Annotated in this window: 25 protein-coding genes; 9 read left to right on the top strand and 16 right to left on the bottom strand. The window is 30.9% G+C overall.

What is annotated here, in order from left to right:
- Window positions 1–165: 165 nt before the first annotated feature.
- The 3 genes from CHB67_RS12555 to dnaK form a co-directional block, all read right to left on the bottom strand.
- On the bottom strand, window positions 166–708 hold the full coding sequence (locus CHB67_RS12555) for a hypothetical protein (protein ID WP_089382136.1): 543 nt from the start codon (window positions 706–708) through the stop codon (window positions 166–168).
- A 30-nt stretch (window positions 709–738) separates the two neighbouring features.
- Complete coding sequence (locus tag CHB67_RS12550) at window positions 739–1,689, bottom strand: NAD(P)H-dependent flavin oxidoreductase (protein WP_089382135.1); 951 nt, start codon at window positions 1,687–1,689, stop codon at window positions 739–741.
- 113 nt (window positions 1,690–1,802) lie between these two features.
- Entirely contained in the window at window positions 1,803–3,707 is a 1,905-nt protein-coding gene (gene dnaK / locus CHB67_RS12545) for a molecular chaperone DnaK (RefSeq protein ID WP_089382134.1), read from the bottom strand.
- 227 nt (window positions 3,708–3,934) lie between these two features.
- Between dnaK and CHB67_RS12540 the strand changes: the two genes are divergently transcribed.
- Window positions 3,935–5,359: an L-serine ammonia-lyase gene (locus CHB67_RS12540; RefSeq protein WP_089382133.1), complete on the top strand. Its 1,425-nt coding sequence runs from the start codon at window positions 3,935–3,937 to the stop codon at window positions 5,357–5,359.
- A 79-nt stretch (window positions 5,360–5,438) separates the two neighbouring features.
- Window positions 5,439–5,774: a DUF2853 family protein gene (locus CHB67_RS12535; protein ID WP_089382132.1), complete on the top strand. Its 336-nt coding sequence runs from the start codon at window positions 5,439–5,441 to the stop codon at window positions 5,772–5,774.
- A gap of 49 nt (window positions 5,775–5,823) precedes the next feature.
- Here CHB67_RS12535 and CHB67_RS12530 read toward each other — a convergent pair whose 3' ends face one another.
- The 8 genes from CHB67_RS12530 to CHB67_RS12495 form a co-directional block, all read right to left on the bottom strand.
- Complete coding sequence (locus CHB67_RS12530; RefSeq protein WP_089382131.1) at window positions 5,824–6,114, bottom strand: hypothetical protein; 291 nt, start codon at window positions 6,112–6,114, stop codon at window positions 5,824–5,826.
- A 9-nt stretch (window positions 6,115–6,123) separates the two neighbouring features.
- Window positions 6,124–7,092 (bottom strand): deoxyhypusine synthase family protein, encoded by a 969-nt coding sequence (locus CHB67_RS12525; RefSeq protein ID WP_089382130.1) that lies wholly within the window; start codon window positions 7,090–7,092, stop codon window positions 6,124–6,126.
- A 48-nt stretch (window positions 7,093–7,140) separates the two neighbouring features.
- A complete protein-coding gene (speB, locus tag CHB67_RS12520; RefSeq protein WP_089382129.1) occupies window positions 7,141–8,073 on the bottom strand; it encodes an agmatinase in 933 nt (310 codons plus the stop codon).
- On the bottom strand, window positions 8,066–9,463 hold the full coding sequence (locus CHB67_RS12515; RefSeq protein ID WP_089382128.1) for a type III PLP-dependent enzyme domain-containing protein: 1,398 nt from the start codon (window positions 9,461–9,463) through the stop codon (window positions 8,066–8,068). Before CHB67_RS12515 ends, speB begins: the two co-directional genes overlap by 8 nt.
- 315 nt (window positions 9,464–9,778) lie before the next feature.
- A complete protein-coding gene (yaaA, locus tag CHB67_RS12510; protein ID WP_089382127.1) occupies window positions 9,779–10,537 on the bottom strand; it encodes a peroxide stress protein YaaA in 759 nt (252 codons plus the stop codon).
- Between the two features lie 25 nt (window positions 10,538–10,562).
- Complete coding sequence (locus CHB67_RS12505) at window positions 10,563–11,216, bottom strand: VOC family protein (RefSeq protein ID WP_089382126.1); 654 nt, start codon at window positions 11,214–11,216, stop codon at window positions 10,563–10,565.
- Window positions 11,217–11,340: 124 nt separating this feature from the next.
- The gene (locus CHB67_RS12500; RefSeq protein ID WP_089382125.1) at window positions 11,341–11,748 is read right to left on the bottom strand and encodes a DUF2721 domain-containing protein; all 408 of its coding nucleotides are present in this window, start codon (window positions 11,746–11,748) and stop codon (window positions 11,341–11,343) included.
- A gap of 141 nt (window positions 11,749–11,889) precedes the next feature.
- Window positions 11,890–12,495: a LysR substrate-binding domain-containing protein gene (locus CHB67_RS12495; RefSeq protein WP_394335360.1), complete on the bottom strand. Its 606-nt coding sequence runs from the start codon at window positions 12,493–12,495 to the stop codon at window positions 11,890–11,892.
- 430 nt (window positions 12,496–12,925) lie between these two features.
- On the opposite strand from CHB67_RS12495, the gene CHB67_RS12490 reads away from it, so the two are divergent.
- Window positions 12,926–13,174, top strand: a complete 249-nt coding sequence (locus CHB67_RS12490) for a hypothetical protein (protein WP_089382124.1) — start codon at window positions 12,926–12,928, stop codon at window positions 13,172–13,174.
- A gap of 151 nt (window positions 13,175–13,325) precedes the next feature.
- Here the strand turns inward: CHB67_RS12490 and CHB67_RS12485 are convergent, their stop codons facing one another.
- Both CHB67_RS12485 and CHB67_RS12480 read right to left on the bottom strand, forming a co-directional pair.
- Window positions 13,326–14,345, bottom strand: coding sequence for an RluA family pseudouridine synthase (locus CHB67_RS12485; RefSeq protein ID WP_089382123.1), 1,020 nt, complete (start codon window positions 14,343–14,345; stop codon window positions 13,326–13,328).
- Window positions 14,345–14,935: a PASTA domain-containing protein gene (locus CHB67_RS12480; protein WP_089382122.1), complete on the bottom strand. Its 591-nt coding sequence runs from the start codon at window positions 14,933–14,935 to the stop codon at window positions 14,345–14,347. Before CHB67_RS12480 ends, CHB67_RS12485 begins: the two co-directional genes overlap by 1 nt.
- A 129-nt stretch (window positions 14,936–15,064) precedes the next feature.
- Here CHB67_RS12480 and CHB67_RS12475 point away from each other — a divergent pair, with 129 nt between their 5' ends.
- The 4 genes from CHB67_RS12475 (at window position 15,065) to CHB67_RS12460 (ending at window position 18,287) form a co-directional block, all read left to right on the top strand.
- Window positions 15,065–16,042, top strand: coding sequence for a D-alanine--D-alanine ligase (locus tag CHB67_RS12475; RefSeq protein WP_089382121.1), 978 nt, complete (start codon window positions 15,065–15,067; stop codon window positions 16,040–16,042).
- A gap of 2 nt (window positions 16,043–16,044) precedes the next feature.
- Entirely contained in the window at window positions 16,045–16,497 is a 453-nt protein-coding gene (gene coaD / locus CHB67_RS12470) for a pantetheine-phosphate adenylyltransferase (protein WP_089382120.1), read from the top strand.
- Between the two features lie 115 nt (window positions 16,498–16,612).
- Window positions 16,613–17,446 carry a DUF1853 family protein gene (locus CHB67_RS12465; RefSeq protein WP_089382119.1) on the top strand — a complete coding sequence of 278 codons (834 nt, stop codon included), beginning with the start codon at window positions 16,613–16,615 and terminating at the stop codon, window positions 17,444–17,446.
- A 52-nt stretch (window positions 17,447–17,498) separates the two neighbouring features.
- A complete protein-coding gene (locus tag CHB67_RS12460; protein WP_089382118.1) occupies window positions 17,499–18,287 on the top strand; it encodes an alpha/beta fold hydrolase in 789 nt (262 codons plus the stop codon).
- Here CHB67_RS12460 and CHB67_RS12455 read toward each other — a convergent pair.
- The 3 genes from CHB67_RS12455 to CHB67_RS12445 form a co-directional block, all read right to left on the bottom strand.
- Window positions 18,279–19,424 (bottom strand): AGE family epimerase/isomerase, encoded by a 1,146-nt coding sequence (locus tag CHB67_RS12455; protein ID WP_089382117.1) that lies wholly within the window; start codon window positions 19,422–19,424, stop codon window positions 18,279–18,281. The genes CHB67_RS12460 and CHB67_RS12455 overlap by 9 nt on opposite strands.
- 21 nt (window positions 19,425–19,445) lie before the next feature.
- On the bottom strand, window positions 19,446–19,925 hold the full coding sequence (locus CHB67_RS12450) for a hypothetical protein (protein WP_089382116.1): 480 nt from the start codon (window positions 19,923–19,925) through the stop codon (window positions 19,446–19,448).
- Between the two features lie 126 nt (window positions 19,926–20,051).
- Window positions 20,052–21,749: a glycoside hydrolase family 9 protein gene (locus CHB67_RS12445; protein WP_089382115.1), complete on the bottom strand. Its 1,698-nt coding sequence runs from the start codon at window positions 21,747–21,749 to the stop codon at window positions 20,052–20,054.
- Window positions 21,750–21,955: 206 nt separating this feature from the next.
- Between CHB67_RS12445 and CHB67_RS12440 the strand changes: the two genes are divergently transcribed.
- A complete protein-coding gene (locus CHB67_RS12440; protein WP_089382114.1) occupies window positions 21,956–24,268 on the top strand; it encodes a type IA DNA topoisomerase in 2,313 nt (770 codons plus the stop codon).
- Entirely contained in the window at window positions 24,255–24,848 is a 594-nt protein-coding gene (locus CHB67_RS12435) for a pseudouridine synthase (protein WP_089382113.1), read from the top strand. The genes CHB67_RS12440 and CHB67_RS12435 overlap by 14 nt, the downstream gene beginning before the upstream one ends.
- Window positions 24,849–24,867: the final 19 nt, after the last annotated feature.

Below are 24,867 nucleotides of genomic sequence, written 5' to 3'. Positions count from 1 at the left end.
ATTGATTTACCTTACATATGTTAAAGAAAAGTTAAAAAACCAATTTAGTTTAATTTAATGACACTTAAGTTAAACACTTAAAACTGAAAAAGTAGAGGTAAAACAATTTATACTTCAAATAAACTGTTATAAAATTTGCTCTTACTATTTTATGATGTGGGTATTCTAATTAAATTCACTCTTTAAACTTTGCTTTAATTCTTGCAACGTTTTATCTGAACTTATCAGTTTTTCGGTTAGTATATTTCTTACCAAATGAACATTTTCATTATAATAAGTAGCCCATTTGTAGTCTTTGTATAAAATTTTTAACTGTTTTAGCCTTTCGAAAGCAAAATCCAACCTCATTAAAAAAGGTTCATTTGATGCTGTATTTTTTATGTTAAATAGTTTAGCTTCACCATTAGTGGCAACTTCAATATAAAAAATCTTTTCTGAAGAATTTAAAGGATGAAAATTAGACCACTCAGCATAACCAACATAATAGTGCTGATTTTTATAATCTTCAATACCTTTAATTTTCCACCTACAATTTGCAACTCTTCCCCAATGGTTCGAATACCTATAAACCCCTTTTTCGGAATATACATATAAACTCCCAGATTTACTTTTGTAATGAGGTGATTTTTCTTTAAAGAAAGTTTTAGCTACCATTTCAAATTCACAATAAGTATGTTTATGAAAGTTGAATTTAGAAATGGTTTTCAAAGTATGATAATTTAATATTCAGCAAAAATATTAATTAATAAGTCTTTCAACTATATTTTTAACAGGTAAAATTTCTTTGGTAAACTCAATACTTGGCCCAGCAACCCAAACAGTTTTATAAGTCGCCTTTTTAGCTGCATTCGTTACTGCATTGGTACCAATCGTATACCTAATTAGCTTCACCCATTTTTTTAATTTTTTATTTTTGTTTAAGAAAGACTCAATTTTAGATTGCTTTGTTCCTATTTTTTGAACATAAGGCGTATTAATTATCGTACAAGGCGTGCCAGATATACGTTCAGTCATAGTAATATCTTCAGCTCCATATTTAACACAAGCTTCTTTATACTCTTGAGTAACTCCTGCTTCAACAGATGCAATAAAAGGGCTACCAACTGAAACACCAATAGCTCCATAACTTAGCATCATATCAATATCTGCCTTACACCCTACTCCTCCAGCTGAAATTACAGGAATCGTACAGTTTTCAACCAACATTGGTATTAACTCTTGCGGAGTTAGATCTCCCCTATGCCCACCAGCTTTATTATTTACAGCAATAATTGCATCAGCACCCAAGCTTTCTACTTTTTTAGCAAATTTTAAATCTACAACATCACAAAAAACTTTGATGTTATTTTTATGAGCCTGCTTAATTGTTTCTTCTGGACTACCCAATGAAGTAATGATAAAATCGACTCCTTCTTCACATAGTACACTTAATTGATCTTTGTATTTTAAATTTGATTTATTCACTATTAAGTTAAAACCAAAAGCTCCACCTTTAACTTTGGCTGCTTTGAGCTCCTTAATAGCTTGTCTTAATTCATCAAGTGTTCTATAATTTAGCGCAGGTATACAACCTGCAATCCCACTTTTCATAGCTTCAATTACCATAGCTGTATTTGAAACTAAAAACATAGGTGCCTGAATAATTGGATATTTTATATTTAAAAGAGCTGTTAGTTTTACTGATTTCATAAAAGTGATTTATTCAAATATACAATTAATAAATTATGCACGCATAACACTTTGTTTTGAAACAAAAAAAGCGCTTCCAATCGGAAGCGCTTTGATATTATATTTAAAAGAAATTAGTCTTCTTTTACTTCTTCAAAATCAACATCTTCAACATCATCAGTTGCTGGTTCAGAAGCACCTGCATCACCTGTAGGAGCACCTTGTGCTTGACCTTCTTGTTCTGCTTTGTACATTTCTTCACTTGCAACTTTCCAAGCTTCGTTAATCTTTTCCATTGCAGCATCAATTTGTGCAAGATCTTTAGATTCGTGAGCAGCTTTTAATTCAACTAAAGCAGCTTCAATTGGGTCTTTTTTATCAGCTGATAATTTTTCACCAAACTCTTTCAATTGCTTTTCAGTTTGAAAAATCATAGAATCTGCAGCATTTACTTTTTCAGCAGTTTCTTTTGCATTTTTATCTGCATCAGCATTTGCTTCAGCATCAGCTTTCATTTTTTGAATTTCCTCTTCAGTTAATCCAGAAGAAGCTTCAATTCTAATATCTTGAGTTTTATTAGTTGCTTTATCTGTTGCAGAAACTTTAATAATACCATTTGCATCAATATCAAAAGTTACTTCAATTTGAGGAGTTCCTCTTTGTGCTGGTGGAATTCCATCTAAATGGAAACGACCAATTGTTTTGTTATCGGCAGCCATAGCGCGTTCACCCTGTAATACGTGAATTTCTACTGATGGTTGATTATCAGCCGCTGTTGAAAATACTTGAGATTTCTTTGTAGGAATCGTAGTATTTGCATCAATCAACTTTGTCATTACATTACCCATAGTTTCAATACCTAATGAAAGAGGTGTAACATCTAATAACAATACATCTTTTACATCACCTGTTAAAACTCCACCTTGAATGGCTGCTCCAATTGCAACAACCTCATCAGGATTCACACCTTTTGATGGTGTTTTTCCAAAGAATTTTTCAACAGCTTCAACTACTGCAGGAATACGAGTAGAACCACCAACTAAGATAACTTCGTCAATATCACTTGTTGATAAACCAGCACCTTTTAATGCAGTTCTACAAGGCTCAATTGTTCTTTTTACTAAATCATCAATTAATTGCTCAAATTTTGCTTTTGTTAAACTACGCACCAAGTGTTTTGGTCCTGAAGCAGTTGCAGTTACATAAGGTAAATTAATTTCTGTTGCAGCAGAAGATGATAATTCAATTTTTGCTTTTTCAGCAGCTTCTTTTAAACGTTGTAAGGCCATAGGGTCTTGACGTAAATCAATACTTTCTTCAGCTTTAAACTCTTCAGCTAACCAGTCAATAATTTTTTGATCAACATCATCACCACCTAAATGCGTATCTCCATCAGTTGATAATACTTCAAAAACACCATCTCCTAATTCTAAGATAGAAACATCATGTGTTCCACCACCAAAATCGAAAACAACAATCTTTTGATCTTCTCCTTTTTTATCCAATCCGTAAGCTAATGCAGCTGCTGTAGGTTCATTTATAATACGACTTACTTTTAAACCTGCAATTTCACCTGCTTCTTTAGTAGCCTGACGTTGTGCATCATTAAAATAAGCTGGCACAGTTACTACTGCTTCAGCTACTTCAGTTCCTAAATAATCTTCAGCAGTTTTCTTCATTTTTTGAAGAATCATTGCTGAAATTTCTTGAGGCGTATATAATCTTCCATCAATATCTACTCTAGGAGTATCGTTATCACCTTTTACAACTTTATAAGGTACACGTTCAGCCTCCATTTTGCTTTCTGAATATTTGTTACCCATAAAACGTTTAATTGAATAAACAGTTTTTGTTGGGTTTGTAACAGCCTGACGTTTTGCAGGATCTCCTACTTTTCGTTCGCCACCTTCTATAAATGCTACAATAGATGGTGTAGTTCTTTTTCCTTCTGCATTTGGTATAACAACTGGCTCGTTACCCTCCATTACAGAAACACAAGAGTTGGTTGTTCCTAAATCTATTCCTATAATCTTACTCATAATTTATATATATTTATTTTTTGTTCTTAATTAATTTTAAAATTCTACATGTTCAATTTGTCAATGATTATGCCATTAAAAAAAATATGTCAAGTTGTCATAAAACATTTTTCAACAAGTTTAATTTGACATTATTTTTTTAAAAAACACTGCAATATTTACACGAAATTGTCATTCAAAATTTCACAATAGTATATATTTGCTTTTTTAAATTTAGTTTTTGACATATGGAGTGTATTTCTATTTTTGATATGCTTAAAATTGGGGTTGGTCCTTCAAGTTCGCATACTTTAGGTCCTTGGCGTGCTGCCGAAAGATGGATACATCATTTAAAAAAAGAACAATTATTTTCACAAGTAACTTCAGTTAAAGTAGATTTATATGGTTCTTTATCTTTAACAGGAAAAGGTCATGCTTCAGATTTAGCGCTAATTTTAGGTTTAGCAGGAAAAGATCCTGAATACATTCCTACGGAAGACATTCCAACTATAATTCATGAAATTAAAACAAACAACAAAATACAGTTTGGTAACGAATTAACAATAGACTTCAACCCTGAAAAGGATATTATTTTTGATAAAGAATTTTTGCCTTTTCACCCTAACGGCATCAAATTTACAGCTTATAATGCCTGTTTTAAAATTTCAACCGATACTTATTATTCTATTGGTGGTGGTTTTGTTGTTCGTGAAGAATTAATTCACGCAAAAGAAAATATAGCAATTCATAAAACATTTCCATACCCAATTCAAAATGCTAAAGAACTAGAACGATATTGCCATCAAGAGCAATTAAAAATTTCTGAAATTGTTTTAGAAAATGAAAAATCTTTACGTTCTGAAGCCGAAATTGATTTTGAAATTGGAAGAATTTGGGACACTATGCTTGAATCTATCTACATTGGCTGCCATACCAATGGAAGCTTACCTGGTGGTTTAAATGTAAGAAGAAGAGCTTTTGATATGTATCAAAAATTAAAAGGAGACATTCCTTATGAAAATTCAGCAAATTGGATAAAAAGCATTAGACGCACTGAAGTAAAGTTTAGAGAAATATTAAAATGGGTAAGCTGCTATGCTTTAAGTGTAAACGAAGTAAATGCTGCTTTAGGAAGAGTGGTTACTGCACCAACTAACGGGAGTGCCGGTGTAATACCTGCTGTGCTTCTTTATTATTTAACTATTGAAAACCACCATGCAGGTTTTAAAGAAATTAAACAATTTTTATTAGTAGCTAGTGAAATAGGAAGTATTTTTAAAAAAGGTGCAACAATCTCAGCCGCTATGGGTGGTTGCCAAGCTGAAATTGGAGTTTCAAGTGCTATGGCTGCAGGTGCACTTACAGAACTTTATGGAGGAACACCTGAACAAGTTTTAATGGCTAGTGAAATTGCAATGGAACATCATTTGGGTTTAACCTGTGATCCTATTGGTGGTTTGGTTCAAATTCCTTGTATTGAAAGAAATGCAATGGGAGCTATAAAAGCCATAAATGCAGCTGAACTTGCGTTAGATAGCGATACTAAAAATGCAAAAGTTTCATTAGACAAAGTAATTGAAAGTATGTACGAAACGGCTAAAGACATGAATTCTAAATACAAAGAAACTTCAGAAGGAGGTTTAGCGGTAAGTGTTAATATTTCAGATTGTTAAAATAAATTTGAATTATACTAACATTATTTTTTATATTTGAGAGTAAGAATAATCAATCTTAAATAAAAAATAAGTACTCATGAGTAAATTCGATGAAAAAATAGCACTTTACCAAGGTGAAATGACAAAATTAGGTCTAAGTTTTGACGCTGATTTATTAACAGCTGTAACTAAAGGATTAGGTCCTTCTATTTACAAAAAAGATGCTGAAACAGTTTCTGGTTCAGATGAAAAAGAGTTAGCTACCGTAAAAAACAATTTTTTAATTAAAAAGTTAGGTCTTTCTGATGACGATAAATTAGATGCGGCAATTGCTTCTGTTATGGAAAAGGTTGGAAAATCTAACCGTAACAAATACAGAGCTATTGTATATTATTTATTAGTAAAAGAATTAGGTCAGGAATCTAAGTACTAATTACTTAGATAACCATATAAAAAAACCGCTATTCAGCGGTTTTTTTTATTTATGAATCATATGCTTCATCTTCAGCGACTCCTTCAAAGTCATCATCATAAGCATCATCAAAATTATCTTCGTCAGCATCATAATCTTCCATTGTTTCTTCTAATTTCAGACTTATTTTAACAAGATAAACAGTATCTTCAGTTCTTACTTCAACAGCTCTTACCGCTTCACCTTTTGCGTTTTTAAATGTAATAATGTCTTTATAGGCATAACCTGTCGGAAATTTTTCAACCAATAGATCCAAAATGTCACTTGTTAGCTTTGCATAATCTACAATTACTCTTTTCATTATAAAAAGTTACATTTTTAATAAATAAGCAAAAATAAGTGGCGCCACTATAGTAGCATCAGATTCTATAATAAATTTAGGTGTGTCAATATCAAGTTTACCCCAAGTAATTTTTTCATTAGGAACTGCACCTGAATAAGACCCGTAACTTGTTGTTGAATCAGAAATTTGACAAAAATAACTCCAAAATGGTGTGTCTGTCCTTTCCATATCTTGATATAACATTGGCACTACACAAATTGGAAAATCACCTGCAATACCACCTCCTATTTGAAAAAATCCAATACCATTATCAGAATTTTGAGTATACCAGTCTGCTAAGAAAGTCATATACTCAATACCTGATTTCATGGTGCTGGCTTTTAATTCTCCTTTTAACACATAAGAAGCAAAAATATTACCCATAGTACTATCTTCCCAACCAGGAACTACCATTGGTAAATTAGCTTCAGCTGCAGCCAACATCCAACTATTTTTTGGATCTATTTCGTAATATTGCTCTAACACACCTGACAATACTAATTTATACATAAATTCATGTGGAAAATAACGCTCACCATTGTCCTCAGCATCTTTCCAAATTTTAAAAATATGGTCCTGTAGTCGTCTAAAAGCCTCTTCTTCAGGAATACAAGTATCTGTAACTCTATTCAAGCCTTTTTCTAATAAATCCCATTCATCTTGAGGTGTTAAATCACGATATTCAGGGACTCTTTTATAATGAGAGTGCGCTACCAAGTTCATAATATCTTCCTCCAGATTGGCTCCTGTACAAGAAATTATTTGCACTTTGTCTTGTCGTATTACTTCTGCAAATATTTTACCTATTTCAGCCGTACTCATAGCTCCAGCTAAAGAAACTAACATTTTAGATCCTTTTGCTAATTGATTTTCGTATTCTTTGGCCGCATCAACAACACTTGCTGAATTGAAATGTAAAAAATATTTTTCTATAAAATTTGTAATTGGTGTATCCATTCTTATTTTTTTTAAACTAATGCTTGTGTTGTTTCAATTAAATAACTTTTAATCTTCGTCTTCATCAAATTTAGATAATTTGCTATGCGGTTCTTTATAACCGCTTTCATTTTCATAATCATCATCTTCAGCATCTTGAAATTTGTAGCTTAACATTTTATAATACAATTTTGCAGCCAAAAAATCTGAAGATTTTTCTGTTGAATTAGGACATAATTCAACAATATCAAATCCAACAACATTTTTTTCTTTGAATATTTTTTGCAAAAACTCTAAGGTTTCATACCAAAATAATCCACCAGGTTCAGGTGTACCGGTTGAAGGCATTATTGAAGGGTCAAAAGCGTCTAAATCTATAGTAACAAACACATTTTTTGTCATTAAATCAATTGCGTTTTCCATCCAATAATCATCTTGCGCCATTTCATGAGCAAAAAACACTTTATCGGTATCCATTACTGTTTTTTCAATAGCATCCATACTACGAATACCTACTTGAATTAAGTTTGTATTTTGACTTGCCTCATAAACCGCACAAGCGTGGTTACAAGTTGAACCTTCGTACTCTTTTCTAAGATCGGCATGCGCATCAATTTGCACCACTGTTAGGTTATTAAAACACTCATTAAATGCTCTAATTGAGCCTATTGAAATTGAATGTTCACCTCCTACTAAAGTAACAAACTTGTTTCTTTTAATATATGATTTAGCAATATTATGAACAGCATCAACCATAGTTTCTGGCGAAGAATTTTCAGTAACAGCATCTGCTAAAAAAACACCGTTTTTATAAACTTCAGAATCTGTTTCAATATCATATAATTCCATGTTTTCTGAAGCTTGTAAAAAAGCCTCTGGACCTTTATCTGATCCTTTTTGCCATGTACTTGTACCATCATAAGGTACCGGAATCAAAACTACTTTTGAAGTTTCGATTTTACTAAATTGTTCAGGAATTCCTGCGTAAGTTCTATTATTCATAACCTAATATTTTTAAAAAATCGCTTGGTGTTTGTTTTTCTTTAAAAACTTTATATTCTAATTTACCTTCTTTATTTTTTGAAATTATAATGTGTTTTGGCTGCGGAATTAAACAGTGCTGTAAACCTCCGTAACCACCTATTGTTTCTTGGTATGCTCCCGTATTAAAAAAACCTATATACAATGGCTTATCTTCCTTATAATTAGGCATATAAATTGCGTTTATATGCTGCTCTGAGTTGTAATAATCATCGCTATCACAGGTTAAACCTCCAAGTAAAACCCGTTCATAATTATCATTCCATCTATTTAATGGCAACATAACAAACCGCTTATTAATTGCCCAACTATCTGGAAGTGTTGTAATAAATGATGAGTTGATCATATTCCAACGTTCTCTATCATTTTGCTTTTTTTGATATAAAACCTTGTAAAGCGCACCTCCGCTTTCTCCTACCGTAAAGCTCCCAAATTCTGTAAAAATATGAGGAACCTGAACTTCAGCTTCATCACACGCAATTTTTATTTGAGAAATAATTTCATCAATCATATAAGCATAATCATAATCAAATGCCAATGAATTTTTCACAGGAAAACCTCCGCCAATGTTTAAGCTATCTAAAGAAGGGCAAATTCTTTTTAAATTAATGTAAACTTTTAAACATTTACTTAATTCGTTCCAGTAATATGCATTGTCTTTAATTCCTGTATTTATAAAGAAATGCAGCATTTTAAGGTTTACTTTGCTGTTATCTTTTATATCTCTTCTGTAAAAATCAACTATATTTTTATAACCAATTCCTAATCTTGAGGTGTAAAATTCAAATTTAGGTTCTTCTTCAGAAGCGATTCTAATTCCTATATTTATTTTTTTACGAATGCCGTTTGTTAACAAGCCTATTTCTTCATAATTATCAATTATAGGAATACAGTTTTTATGTCCCTTTTGAATTAAATCTTGAATTTTTTGAATGTATTCATCTCTTTTAAAACCGTTACATAACACATAGGTTTTATCGGTTATTTTACCCGTTTTTTTTAAACTATTAACAATATCAATATCTACTGCAGAAGACGTTTCAATATGAATATCATTACTCAACGCCTCATCTAACACATGCTTAAAATGAGAACTCTTAGTACAATAGCAATAATTATATTTTGCTTTGTATTTATGCTTTCGCATAGAAGTTTTAAACCACCCCTTTGCTTTTTGAATGTTTTGGCTAATTTTTGGTAAGTAAGTAAACTTTAAAGGTGTTCCAAATTCCTCTGCTAATTTCATGGTGTTTATATCATGAAAATGCAGTTCTTTTTTAGCATCTACTTTAAATTCTTCTTGAGGAAAATCAAATGTTTGATTTATTAAATCAATATATTTAGTATTCATTTTTAATATTTATTTTAAACTATAAAAACAGTCTATTTAAAGACTAATCATCTTATGTTAAAAAAATATCTAAACTCTTAATTCTAAATACACGTTACGAAGACCTATAACCTGCAATGGGCTATAAATTTCAAATATGAAGTTGAAAGAAGTTCTTATTGCTCTTAATTTTCCGTTGTACTCACTAAGCACATTGCAACTTAAAAACTTCTTTTTAAATAAGTTACAATCGGAAAAATATATATTTTTCATCGTATATTAACAACGTGACAAACATATATAAAAAAACAATACAAATAAAAAAAAATAAAAAAATTATCGTGTAAATACCAATTCTTTAGCATTGGAAAGATTGCTATCAAAAGCGTAACCTTCATAGTTAAAACCTTTTAAGTCTTCAGCAGTTTCAATATTGTGATCAATAATATAACGCACCATTAATCCACGTGCTTTTTTTGCATAAAAACTAATTATTTTTAGTTTTCCATTTTTATAATCTTTAAAAACTGGAGTAATAACAGGAACTTTTAATAATTTAGGATTTACAACTTTAAAATATTCATTGCTAGCCAAGTTCACAAAAACCTCATCTTCATCAAGTTCTGAATTTAATTCATTGGTAACCTTTGCATCCCAAAACTGGTATAAATTTTCACTTTTCCCCACTTTTAATTTAGTACCCATTTCTAAACGATAAGGTTGCATTAAATCCAATGGTTTTAGTACGCCATATTGACCGGAAAGTATTCTTAATTTTTGTTGTAGTTGTTGAATTTTCTCTTGCGATAAAGTATATGCATCTAAACCAATATATACATCTCCTTTAAAAGCAAACACGGCTTGCTTTGCATTTTCTAAGGTAAAAGGTAATTGCCAATTTTGGTTACGTTGCCAATTTAATTCACCTAATTTATCTGATATATGCATTAATTCGGATAAATCTTTAGGTGATTTCTTTTTTAAAACAGCACTTAACGTTGAAGCTTCTTTTAAAAAAATTCCTTCTGTAAATTCTTTTGTTGGCACTTGTGTTTCAAAATCTAATGACTTGGCTGGTGAAATTACTATTTTCATGTTTTATATTTTGACTGAAACAAAATTACATTATTTCAATTATTTCTCCTTTTTTAAATTCAAAATTAAAATCTCCCTTCACTATAAAATCTGATTGATGAATTACGTCTCCTGTTGGAAACCATTTTCTTAAATCTGCATTGGCTATAATAAACAATCCTTTTTCATCACCTACAGCACAAAACTGCTCCATATCTCCGCTGTAGACTTCAATTTTATTTAAGGAATTTAATTTCTGAAATGTGTTTTTTATGTTGTTTGAATACATCCCTATTTCACTAATATTATTGACTACTTTAGATGAAAACTTTTGTTCAGAATCTAAATTCATATTCTTTCTTGAAATAAATTCTACAATATTATTATCTAAGTCGTAAAAATAAATTGCTTTGGCATTCCAATTAGAAAAATCAATAATTTCTTGATTGTCAAAACTTAAAATATCAACACGTTCTTTTAACCAATATAGTGCCTCTTTTTCTTTATTTGAAGGAATATTTAGCGCAAAATGATACGGAGTAACATCCTTTCTATACTTAAACGTAAGTATTGATTCTCCAACTTTAAAGCTTGTATATTCTGGTGTAGAAATTTCAACGGGAAATTCTAAAACCGTTGTATAAAAATCTATTTGCTGATCGAGTTTATTTGTAAATAATATGAGCTCTTTAATTTTCATTCTAAAATAAAATTACACTTAATAAACAACTGTTTCAACCTTTTGTAATACCAAAAAATTATTTCAAAATAAAGAAAGTTTATGCTATATTACTTCTGTTTGTTCAAACCTAAACAATCATAAATTAAGCATCCTTTATTGTATCCTCAATATTACTAATGTGAAGCATTAACGCTTGCGAGGAAATTTTAATTTCTTTTATTAAAAGAATTAAGGAGATTATTAGCAATATCAATGCAAGTCCAAATACCCAAACAGCAACTATTTGTTGATGTACGTAAATTAAAAACATGGTTAAAACGCATAAAAGCAAACTTGAAATTCCAAATATTTGCATCCAACGAGTAAGATTAATTCGTTGTTTAAGGTTCTTAATTTGTTGAATTAAAGATTTATCTTTTTTATCTTGATACACTGCATGTAAATTTCGTATAACCGCCGCATAAGCTAAAAACCTATTGGTATAAGCTAACATAATTAATGATATTGCTGAAAACAAAAGAGCTGGGGTGGTAAGTGTAAGTTCTTCCATAGCTAATGCTAATTTATTGTATTTTATTAAAAAATTATTTTACAAATTTACCACTTACACTTCAAAAAGCAACACGAAATGATACCATAAAATGATGCTAAAATAATTAAAATTGATACTAAATCTATTGATATGGCTTACTTAGTAATTTTCAATCCAACCAAAATGCTCGTTTATAATAGCCTCTTTGTTTTCGTTTATATGTTCAATAAAAGCTTTTGCTACCATTGATAAATTTTTAGATTTCAACCAAATAAGATTCCACGTGGTTTTAATAGGTAAACCTTTTGCAGGAATAATTTGTAATTCAAACATATTTAAAGAATTTTTAATACCTATTAAAGGCATTACAGAAACTACTAAACCTGCAATTACTGCCTGTTTTACAGCTTCATTAGAGGTTAACTCCATTTTTTTGTAAATAGTAAATTCACGTGCTGCAATAAATTTCTCCATAGCTAGGCGTGTAGAAGAACCGTGATCTCTATAGATAAGTGGTAATTTTCCAAAATCTTTTTTCGAAATATTTTTTGAAGTATCTATACGTTGCTTACCTCCTACTAAAAAGAGTTTATTTTTCATATGCTCAATACGCTTAATGGCTAATTTTTTAGGCATTGTTGAAACCATTGCAAAATCAACTTCATTGTTTTCTAAACTACGAATTACAGCTGCTTTATTGGTAACATCCATTGTTAAATCTATACCTTCATTTTCATGTAAAAAATCAGACAATAAATAAGGCATCACATATTTTGCCGTAGATACAATTGCAATTTTTAATGAACCTGAAAGCTTTCCTTGATAACTTAACGACTTATAATTAATAGCTTTTACTTCCTCTAAAATTTTATTAGCTGCAACGGCTATTTCTTCTCCAAATTCAGTGATATATAATTTTCGCCCTACTATTTCAAATAAGGGAATATCAAATTGTTCTTGAAATTTTTTAAGCTGAATTGAAACGGCTGGCTGCGTTAAAAAAAGCTATTCAGATGCCTTTGTAACGCGCTATAAATTAGCTGCTTTTCTAAATATTTCTAACTGGTGCAATGTGTAGTTCATAAAAAATATTAATGCATTTGATAGTAAATAAAAATATATCAATTAACATTTACATATTTGCAAAAGAAAGTTTGGTGCTTTAAAATTCAATAACAATTATAATTTAAAAACTATGGACACTTTAACACTAACTAGCGAGGCAAAAACTGAACAAAAAATCAATCTTATTGATGGTTGCTTTACAGCCAGCGAAGCAACAGATATTATAAATAGTATTTTAAAAGTGAAGATTAATTTTCACAAATTACAAAGCATGTCTTTGTTAGAAGGTAATGTAAATGATCCTTGTGAGTTTGATAATAGTCGTATTTACGAATTATTGAACGAACAAAAAATAGCAAAAGAGTTTTTAAAAATGTGAGATTACACGGTAAAAAACTCAAAATTAATAGTACAATTCACATTTCTCTGGAAAACTAAGAACATATTATTTGAATTTCAAAAAACGCTTCTAAGTTTAAATGTATTTAAACTTAGAAGCGTTTTTTATTTCAATTTTCAAAAATTAATCTTTAGTCCTTCTGATTAATGGTATAGTTTTTCCACTTTTCAATGCACTGAACCATATCATCAGGAATTTCAGAATTGAAACGCATAAATTCTTTGGTAGTTGGATGTTCAAAACCTAATGTTTTTGCGTGTAAAGCTTGTCTTGGCAATATTTTAAAGCAATTATCCACAAACTGCTTATATTTTGTAAAAGTTGTTCCTTTTAAAACATCATTCCCTCCGTAACGTTCATCGTTAAAAAGTGTGTGACCAATATGTTTAAAATGTGCTCTAATTTGATGTGTTCTTCCAGTTTCAAGTTTACATTGCACCAAAGTAACATAACTAAAACGCTCAATTACTTTGTAATGAGTAACTGCATGTTTTCCAAAATCTCCTTCAGGAAAAACACTCATTTGCAACCTGTTTTTTAAACTTCTACCAATATTTCCTTCAATTCGACCTTCATCTTCTTCAACATTCCCCCAAACCAAAGCATAATACAAACGTTCAGTTGTTCTGTCGTAAAACTGTTTAGATAAATGCGCCATAGCAAATTCAGTTTTGGCAACCACTAACAAACCACTTGTATCTTTATCAATTCTATGCACCAATCCTGGGCGTTCATTTGAATTGGTTGGTAAATTTTCAATATGATGAATTAATGCGTTTACCAAAGTACCACTGTAATTTCCATGACCAGGGTGCACCACCATTCCAGCTGGTTTATTAACTACAATTACTTCATTATCTTCAAATAAAATATCTAAAGCAATGTCTTCTGCAACCAACAAATTTTCATGAGGCGGGTGTGCTAACACAACTCTAACAACATCATGAGGTTTTACTTTGTAATTTGGCTTTACAGGAACATCGTTTACTAAAACATTACCTGCTTTTGCAGCTTGTTGAATTTTATTTCGAGTAGCATTTTCAATAAAATTCATTAAAAATTTATCAACACGCAAAGGTTCCTGTCCTTCGTGAGCAACATAATTAAAATGCTCGTAAAATTCTTCTTTTTCTATTTCTTCAATACTCATTAGTTGCTTGCTTCAGTTGCTGATTTATACCTCCCCGTTCCTTCACCATCACCCAACATTAAGGTAATCATAGAGTTTTTAGGAACTTTATCTCCCATTTTTAATTCTTTTCCGTTAAATTTTAACCCTCTAACTACATCTTTGGCTATATCTTTAACTAATATTTCTTTTGAAGAAACTCTAAAACCAATAGATAGCAATTGCGATGTGGCTTGTCTTTTTGTTCTTCCAAACAAATCCGGAATTTCAATATCTGCATATCCTGACGGATTTAATGTAATGTATATTTTTCGTTGTTCTTTTACAAAATCACCTGCTTCCGGACTTTGTTCAATCACAGATTTAGGTGGAAAATTTGGATTGTAACTTGCTGAATCAATTACAACAAAATTCAATTCTAAATCTTCTAACTTGCTTTCAACGTCTGCCAAACTCATTTTTTCAAGATTTGGAACTTCAATTTTTTGATCGTGATTTGTGGTTACATTTAACCACTTCATGATAGCAAAAACAAAAACAATTAAACCAATAGCGGCAAATATTAGTTGTTTTAAAAATGTTTTAGACGTTACAAATTTAATTAGACTCATTTTCTTTTTTAATTTTATGCAAATATACTTTTTTTGAGTTGAATTGTTGAACACTTCAACTTTTGACTTTCAAATTTTAAAACTTTAAACTTTTAATAGTAAGTTTGTGGTTATTGAATATAACTACAAATGAAAAAAAATATTGCCATAATAATGGGCGGATACTCTTCGGAAGTTGATATTTCTTTGAAGAGCGGAAATGTTGTTTACAACAACATTTCAAAAGATAGTTACAATACGTATAAAATACACATCTTAAAAAATAAGTGGGTTTTGGTTGATGACAATCAACATGAATACCCTATAAATAAACACGATTTTTCAGCTGAAATTAACGGTAAAAAATTAAATTTCGATTGTGTTTTTAACGCCATACACGGAACTCCAGGTGAAGATGGTAGAATTTTAGCCTATTTTGATTTAATTGGCTTAAAACACACATCGGCGCCTTTTTACCAAATGGCTTTAACTTTTAATAAGCGCGATTGTTTAAGCGTTGTAAAACAATATGGCATAAAAACAGCCACTTCTTACTTTTTAAATAAAGGTGATGAAATTAATGTTGAAAAAATAATATCAAAAGTAGGTTTACCTTGCTTTGTAAAACCAAACAATGCTGGTTCTAGTTTTGGAATTTCAAAAGCTAAAACTGTTGAAGAAATGATGCCTGCTATTAAAAAAGCATTTAACGAAGATTCAGAAATATTAATAGAATCGTTTTTAGATGGCCGTGAAATTACCATTGGCGTTTTTATTTACAAAGGAAATATTAAAGTATTACCAATGACTGAAATTTTAACTGAGAACGACTTTTTTGATTACGAAGCCAAGTATTTAGGCAAATCTGAAGAAATTACACCAGCACAAATTTCAGATGAATTACATAAAAAACTAGAAGCTGTTGCTATTAAAACATACAAAGCTTTAAATATGAGTGGTTTTTCTAGATCAGAATATATAATTGTAAACGGAGAACCTCATTTTTTAGAGATGAATACCGTTCCAGGTTTAACAACTGAAAGCATTATTCCGCAACAAGCTGCAGAGGCTGGAATTAGCTTTCCAGAACTTTTTCATAACGCCATTGAAACGGCTTTAAATAACTAATTATGCGCAGAGCAATTTTCCCAGGATCTTTTGATCCTATTACTTTAGGTCACGTTGATATTGTTAACAGAGCCTTGCCTTTATTTGACGAAATTATTATTGCAATTGGCGTAAATTCTGATAAAAAATATATGTTTTCATTAGAAGAACGTGTGAATTTTATTAAAGAAAACTATAAAAATGAACCTAAAATAAAAGTAACTACTTACACTGGTTTAACTACAGATTATTGTACAAAAATGGACGTTGATTTTATTTTAAGAGGTTTGCGTAATCCTGCCGATTTTGAGTTTGAGAAAGCCATTGCACAAACTAACAGAAGATTGTCAAATATTGAAACTGTATTTTTATTAACCTCAGCCGATACTGCTTTTATAAGCTCTAGTATTGTACGTGATGTTCACAGACACGGTGGCGATATTACTGGTTTCGTACCAAAAAGCGTGTTAAAGTAACCACTTATTTATCAAGAAATTTCAGCTTATATTTTTGGTTACATGCACTCAAAAAAAGAACTTTAGTGAAAATAATTACCAATTTTATAAAGTACATCAATAATCGTTGATAAATATGTTGAAAGAAAACTCTAAACACATACAACTACAGTACGAAGGGTTTTTAAAAACGCCTTTACTTTGGAAAAAAGATGCTGTTTTTGGACTGACTCAATTTGAAGTAAATAGTGCTAAAACAACACAATTCAATTCTTTTAAAAAAGCCGAAATTCGTTTAGGAAAAAGAGTAGAACAATTTAGTTTTTTTACATTTCAACAAGATAATTCTATTGAAATTTTAGCTGAAAACATACAAATTCAAGACGGAACAAGAACCGTTGGTGAAATTGATTGCTTACTTCTAAAAAATAAACAACCAATCCATATTGAAATTGTTTACAAATTTTATTTGTACGATAAATCCGTTGGAAATACAGAAATTGATCATTGGATTGGGCCAAACAGACGTGACAGCTTTCATCAAAAATTAACCAAATTAAAACAGAAGCAACTACCTCTATTACAAAGCGCACACACAAAACAGTATCTAAAAAAGCAAAAAATAACTTCGGAAGAAATCATACAGAATGTTTATTTTAAAGCGCAATTATTTGTACCATTAACTGAACTAAACAACACATTTTCAACAATTAACAACAACTGTATTTATGGGTTTTATATATTCCTGAATGAATTAGAACAGTTTAATAATTGTAAATTTCACATTCCAACCAAAGTTGATTGGTTAAAAGAAGTGCAAACTAGCAGTAATTGGTTAAACCACGCAATATTTAAAGAGCGCATATCAACCTTTCTAAATGAAAAAAGTGCGCCGTTATGTTGGATTAAATATCCCAACGGAAAAACCCAGAAGTTTTTTGTAGTTTGGTGGGACTTCATAGATTCTTAAAAAATATAAATAATATTTTAGTATTTTTGTGAATTACAACTAAAAAAATTGAATGCTAAATTACACTGAATACAGACATAAAACCGCAACAGAGTGGGTGACATTTGTTCACGGCGCTGGTGGAAGTTCATCTATTTGGTTCAAGCAAATTAGAAGTTTTAGCACTAAATTTAATGTCCTAATTTTAGATTTACGTGGTCACGGTGCAAGTAAACTGGCCTTAAAAGACACGTTTAATGATAAATATACTTTTGATGCCATTACTCAAGATATTGTTGAAGTAATTGATCATTTAAAAATTAAGCAGTCTCATTTTGCAGGTATTTCATTGGGAACTATTTTAATTCGGAATCTAGCTGAAAAATATCCTGAGCGTGTAAAAAGTATGATTATGGGTGGTGCAATTATGCAACTAAACCTAAAATCACAAATATTAATGAAAGTTGGCGTTTTGTGTAAATCTGTTGTGCCTTATTTACTGCTTTACAAGCTATTTGCTTTTATTATAATGCCTCGAAAAAATCATAAAAAATCGAGATTAATTTTTGTAAACGAAGCAAAAAAATTATACCAAAAAGAGTTTATTCGTTGGTTTAAATTAACTGCTGAAATAAATCCGTTATTACATTTTTTCAGAACAAATGATATTAAAATTCCTACTTTTTATATTATGGGTGAAGAAGATCATTTATTTTTGCCTGCCATTAAAAAAGTAGTTACTAGTCATTTACAAGCGTCACTTTTAATTATAAAAAATTGTGGGCACGTTGTAAACATTGAACAAGCAGACACTTTCAATACACAATCTATTGATTTTATAGAACGACAATCTTTAGCTTAAATTTTTATTCACTTCAGTATAATAACGAACTGTGTGATACATAGATTTCCAAAAATGAACTATTGGAATTGAAGTATTTGGCGCTCCGCTATTGTAAATTTCAGAATACCATTCTCCGTTTTCAGCAATAAAATGAGTACTGATGTAATTCATTAATTCAATTGCATTTTCCCTATAGCTATTCTCTTTTGTAATTCTAAAGCAATTTAAAAGTCCTAAAACAGTTTCGGCTTGCACCCACCAAATTTTGACAGCTTCAGTTGGTAAATTATTTTGTAATACATTAAACACAGCGCCATTTTTATCCCAGGCTTTATCAAGCACACCTTTCATCATTTTTAATGAAAGTGAGTTGCATTCTTTTTGCAATCTTTCATTTTCAATAACGTTAGCAGCATTGCATAAAATCCAACTACACTCCGCATTATGTCCTGCCCAAATTTCGTTTGGCAACAATTTCCAATCAGGAGTTAGCCTATGCAAACAATCGTAGGTATCTTTTGTAATGAATTTTTGGGTAATGATGGTTATTAGCTCTTCAATTAGTAATTGAGTTTTTTCGCTTCTTTTGTATTTATATAATTTAACAAAGGCTTCTAACAAATGAAGATGTGTTCCAAGTGCTTTTGTTGGTGCTTTGCCTAAAACCCAATCTTCATTAAAACCATCAATATAACCTCCATTCTCAACATCATATAAGGTGTTTTTAATAAAATTAACTTGCTTTTTAATAAGCTCATCTAAAGCCAAACTAGGTTTTATTCTTGCGTATTCTAATAACCCGTACAACACAAATGCCTGCGCCATATTCGTATTATCGGCATCATGAATTATTTTGTTTGAAGTGTTTTTTGCCCAGTAATAGCCACCTTTAGGATTGGAAAATTCTAATAACCGAGTGTAAGCAGTATCGGCTAATTCAGCATAAGCATCATTTTTAAAAAGTAGATAGGCTGAAGACGCGCCAAAAAGTATTCTTGATAAATACATAACTCCTAAAGAAGCATTTGTATTTGGAGTTCCATTTATTGAAACTTCTGTAATAATATGGTTGGCATCCTTATTAACAACATAGTTCAACCAAAACGAAAGATTCTTTTTTAGTTCAATTTCTAATCTTTCTTTTAAAACACCCATCTTAATTATTTGCTTAAATTATTACTGTGGCCAGTCAATTGTATCGTCATCTATAAAAAATGGAGACCATTGAATTTCATCTAAAACACCATTAATAAACCAAAAGTTTATTGACTTATCTTCCACCTCAACAACCTTGTGATCTTCACCTTCTACTTCTGAACAATCTTCTAAAAATAATTCATCTTCATCAAAATGTGCTAATTCTTTTAAGGTCTCAACTTCCGACTTTCCTATCAAAGATTTCTCTTCTAATTCATAAAAATCTGAAGACACTGAAATCATCGTTAATTTCCATTGTTCTTCTTCATCAAAAGAAAGCGACAAGGCTAAATCTTCGTATTCCCAAGATTCCGTTAAATCATTAGAACTATCAGAATGTGAATATTTATCTACAAAAGAAGGTTCGCCAAGTAACAAATTTACTTCTGAGCGTTTCATACCAAATTTTAGAACACCTAATCCATAACCTGGTTTAATATCTTTTAATTGTTTTTTCATGATTAAAATTGAATTTAATTCAACAAAGGTACTTGAATATTATTTAAAGTTTAGCGTAAAAAACTTCACCTTATAATTAGTAAAAACTAAAACAAGGCGAAGTTTAACAATCAAACTTACACTAAATTATTTTCTATTTTCTTGTAAATATCCTAGCACATAAACCGCTGGCGCATTCCAATTTAAACAAACCTCGTTTGATGCATAACTTGCCACTACATCGGCAAAAGCTTTCGCCGGATATTCTGATGCATATTCAACTTCCGCACTATCTTGTTTATCATTGTTTGGTCCACCTGCAATAAAACCAGGAATAGGATCAACAATACCATCTGCAGCACTTGGACGATGATGTACATTCATTACTTTTTTAGACCCAAAGCCTGTTAAAAAACTGTAACCTGTTGCATTTTTACCTAAAATATAATCGGTGATTTGCTCTGCTCCTACTAAGTATTTTTCATCTCCCGTAAACCTATGCGTCATACATAAAACCATAGCCTGATTTAAAATATCACTATTTGAACCCCATTCAAATCGTTCCAATCCAATATTATAAGGGTTATTTTCAATTGCTTTTAAAATATTATCAGCTATTTTAATTTGCCCCTGAGTTAACGTTTTCACAAAATCGACATCCAATAAATCCTTATTTTCTAACAAAGAGTGAAAAGCGTTATTTCTAATAAAAAACTTCCAACTATTTGTCAATTCGTGAATAAAAGGCTCTTCATTTTTAATTAAATAGTCTAAATATTCATTATCTTTTGAAGTCAAATACAACTCTGTAGCCGCCCAATAAAAATCGTCTGTAAAAACAGTATCATCATAAGCACCAGTGCTTACATCTTCAGGATTACTATATGCAATCGCTGGGTTTTTAACAGCCCAATCCCATGCTTTTTCAGCAGCTTCTAATGCTTTTTTAGACCAATCTTCGTCTGTACTTTTATATAACCTTGAAGCTAAAGCTAAAACAGCTGCATAATCTAAGGTTGCCGCGGTACCTTTTCCAATAATCATTCTTTCTAAATCAAATTCATTTGGCATAATAAAACCACTGAAGTTTTTTGAAGTTAACTTATGAAAAACACCACCATCTTCATCTTGCATTGTCAATATCCAATCTAGCTCATATTTCAATTCATCTATTAAATCACTATTTCCATTACCACTTTCAGGAATATTTAAAGCACCATCAGCAATTGCATTTGGATATTGCTCTAACAATTGTAACATTTGCCCTGTAGATAAAGCCGCATTTACAATGTATTTTCCATAATCACCCGCATCATACCAACCACCTGGAGAATTTAAAGTTCCTTCAGTTCTTCCTGATGAAGGGTGAAATGCACAGTTATCATCTGGGTGACCAGCCTCACGCTTATAAACTCCTCCAAATTTCTCTTCAATAGGCATTGAAGCTCTTTGATAATAATAACTTTTAATCGATGCATTTAAAGCTTCTTCATAAATACCTTTTTTAATTTCAAAAGGGTAAGAATATAGCTTTTTATCAACTTGAACTTTATAGCTCCCTTCTTTATTGAATTCACTAAAATCGCCCAAAAACACCTTTTCACCAGATGCCTCCCAAACGCCATTCGGGTTCATTTCTCCGTTAAAAACAACCTCATTGTTTTCATTTACAATATCAAAAGAAGTTACTTCTAAATCTGCAACTACAAATTGTTTTACTGAATTAGGATAAAATCCTATTTGATTGATGCGAATGGCATCACTTAGTTTTGTTGAAGTCTTTTCAGCTGTACAAGCAACTATTAAAATTGAAAGTAATAAGGAAAAAAGCGGTAATTTTCTCATGAGATTTTGTTTAAAACGTGAATAGTTATTCTAAATTCAATTCAAATTTACAACGCATTTCAAAAGAAATTTAATACTATTTTGTCATATATTAAACCAAAAATAAATTTTCAACTAACAAATAATAAATTCATCAATTTAGCAATACTATTCTTGAATAATTAAATGTAATTTTAGTATTTTGCAACACTTCTAAAACCCGAAAAATGAAAGTATGTATTGCCGAAAAACCAAGTGTTGCACGAGAAATTGCTACTGTATTAGGAGCAAATACAAAGCGCGATGGGTACTTTGAAGGTAACGGTTATGCAGTAACCTATACATTTGGACATTTATGTACTTTATTTGAACCTAATGATTATAAACCATATTGGAAAAGTTGGGATTTAAACAATTTACCAATGCTTCCTGAAAAGTTTCAAACGAAAGTTGTTGCAAACGATGGGATTCAGAAACAGTTTAACATTGTAAAAAGTTTATTTGACAAAGCCGATGTAATTATAAACTGTGGGGATGCTGGGCAAGAAGGAGAATTGATTCAACGTTGGGTAATCAACCAGGCGGAATATAAAGGTAAAGTTGAGCGTTTATGGATATCGTCCTTAACTACGGAAGCCATAAAAGAAGGATTTCAAAATTTAAAACCTTCTGAAGATTACGACAATTTATATTATGCTGGTTTTTCAAGAGCTATTGGTGATTGGTTGTTGGGAATGAATGCCACGCGATTGTACACCGTTAAACACGGAGGTTACAAACAAATGTTATCGGTTGGAAGAGTTCAAACTCCAACTTTAGCAATGGTTGTAAATAGGTTTAAAGAAATTGAAAATTTTAAACCCCAACCTTACTGGGAATTACAAACCATGTATCGTGAAACTTTATTTAATTGTGAGGAAGGTAGGTTTTTAAAGAAAGAAGAGGGTGAACGTTTTGCCAACAAAGTAAAAGAAAGTGATTTTGAAATTGTTTCAGTTACCAAAAAAGCAGGTAAAGAATATGCTCCAAAATTATTCGACCTAACAGGTTTACAAGTATATTGCAATAATAAATTTGGTTTTTCGGCTGATGAAACTTTAAAAATTGCACAAAAACTATACGAACAAAAAGCAGTTACTTATCCTAGAGTTGATACTACATTTTTACCAAATGATGTATACCCTAAAGTTGGTGGGATTTTAAAAAACCTAACAAAATACCGCACACTTACCGAACCAATTTTAGGGAAAAAAATAAAAAAATCTTCTAAAGTATTTAATGATAAAAAAGTAACAGATCACCATGCAATTATTCCTACCGGAATTGAAATAAATTTACAATACAACCAACAACAGGTATACGATATTATTACCAAACGTTTTATTGCCGTTTTTTATGATGAATGTAAAGTATCAAACACAGCCGTTATTGGAAAAGCCGATGATGTTACTTTTAAAACAACGGGGAAAGAAATTTTAGAAAAGGGTTGGCGCGTAGTTTTTGATGCTTCGACTTCGCTCAGCATGACAAATTCAAAGGTAAAAGAAGCCGGAATTTTACCAACATTCACAAAGGGTGAAAAAGGAACTCACATTCCTTCATTTTTAGAGAAACAAACCAAACCGCCTAACAACTTTACAGAGGCAACTTTGCTTAGAGCTATGGAAACAGCTGGTAAACAAGTTGATGATGAAAATTTAAGGGAGGTAATGAAAGAAAATGGTATTGGCCGTCCTTCAACTAGAGCAAACATTATTGAAACATTATTCAGAAGAAAATATATTGAACGTAAAAAGAAACTTTTAATACCAACTTCAACAGGAATTCAATTAATTAACACCATTCAAAATGAATTGTTAAAATCTGCTGAATTGACCGGACAATGGGAAAAGCGTTTAAAAGAAATTGAACAAGGAACTTTTAATGCTGGAACTTTCATAAAAAACATGAAAAAAATGGTTGATCATTTGGTGTATGAGGTCCGTTCTGAACAACGAAGAGCGAATATTTCCGCAGAAACTGCGACTCCCAAAAAACAAGTTTCGGCATCAGCCGGAAAAACTACTAAAAAGAAGAAAGGAATCACGCAAGAAAAATGCCCAAAATGCAAGCAAGGAACTATCTTAAAAGGCTCAAGTGCCTATGGTTGTAGCAACTATAAAAATGGCTGTGATTTTAAACTTCCTTTCAAGTTTTTAGACAAAGGTATTTCTGAGAATCAGTTTATTCGTTTACTGCAAAAAGGGTGTACCGTAAATTTAAAAGGCTTCAAAAAAGATGGAGCAAGTAAAGAAGGTTTAGTACGCTTTGATGAAAATTTCAACTTAAAATTAGAAGAAAAGAAAAAAGCTATTCCGGAAACTTTAACTTGCCCTAAATGTAAAAAAGGAACGGTTTTAAAAGGAAAAACTGCTTATGGTTGTAGTAACTATAAAAATGACTGTGATTTTGTATTTTCTTTTGATGAAATCAGAAAAAAAGCTGCAGGACAAACACTTTCAAAAGAACTCGTTTTTAAAATTTTGAATGGAAACAGCTAAACATCAAAATTTTATTATATTTAAACCTTTTGGTTACTTAAGTCAGTTTGTAAATAATCAAACCAAACGGACTAAAAAGAAATTATTGGGCGAATTAGGGTCTTTCCCTGAAAATACAATGGCAATTGGCAGACTAGATGAACCTTCGGAAGGGTTATTGTTGCTAACTACCGATGGAAAAGTGAGTGAATTTATACGAAGTTCAAAAGTAGCAAAAGAATACTATGCACAAGTTGATGGTGAAATTACTTCAGAAGCCATTGAGTTGTTAAAAAAAGGCGTTGAAATTAGTACCGAAACTGGTAAATACATCACTAAAAATTGTACTGTAAAAAAGCTACTTGAAACACCTCAACTTCCTGAAAGAGCAAAAAAAATACGTGATGAACGGCACGGACCTACAAGTTGGGTTTCAATAACTTTAACTGAAGGTAAATTTAGACAAGTTCGAAAAATGACAGCAGTTGTTGGTTTTCCAACGCTTCGCCTTGTGAGAGTTAGAATTGGAGAAATTACCATCTCCAAATTAATACCTGGAGAGGTAAAAGAAGTGCCTAATTTGGTAAAATTGACTTGCTAATTTTTGATTTTTTTTTAGT

Origin of the sequence: Lutibacter agarilyticus (genome assembly GCF_900188235.1) — a bacterium.
GTDB lineage: Bacteria > Bacteroidota > Bacteroidia > Flavobacteriales > Flavobacteriaceae > Lutibacter > Lutibacter agarilyticus.
The sequence above is the reverse complement of the archived record's forward strand: the minus strand, read 5'-3'. Positions and strand labels throughout refer to the sequence as shown.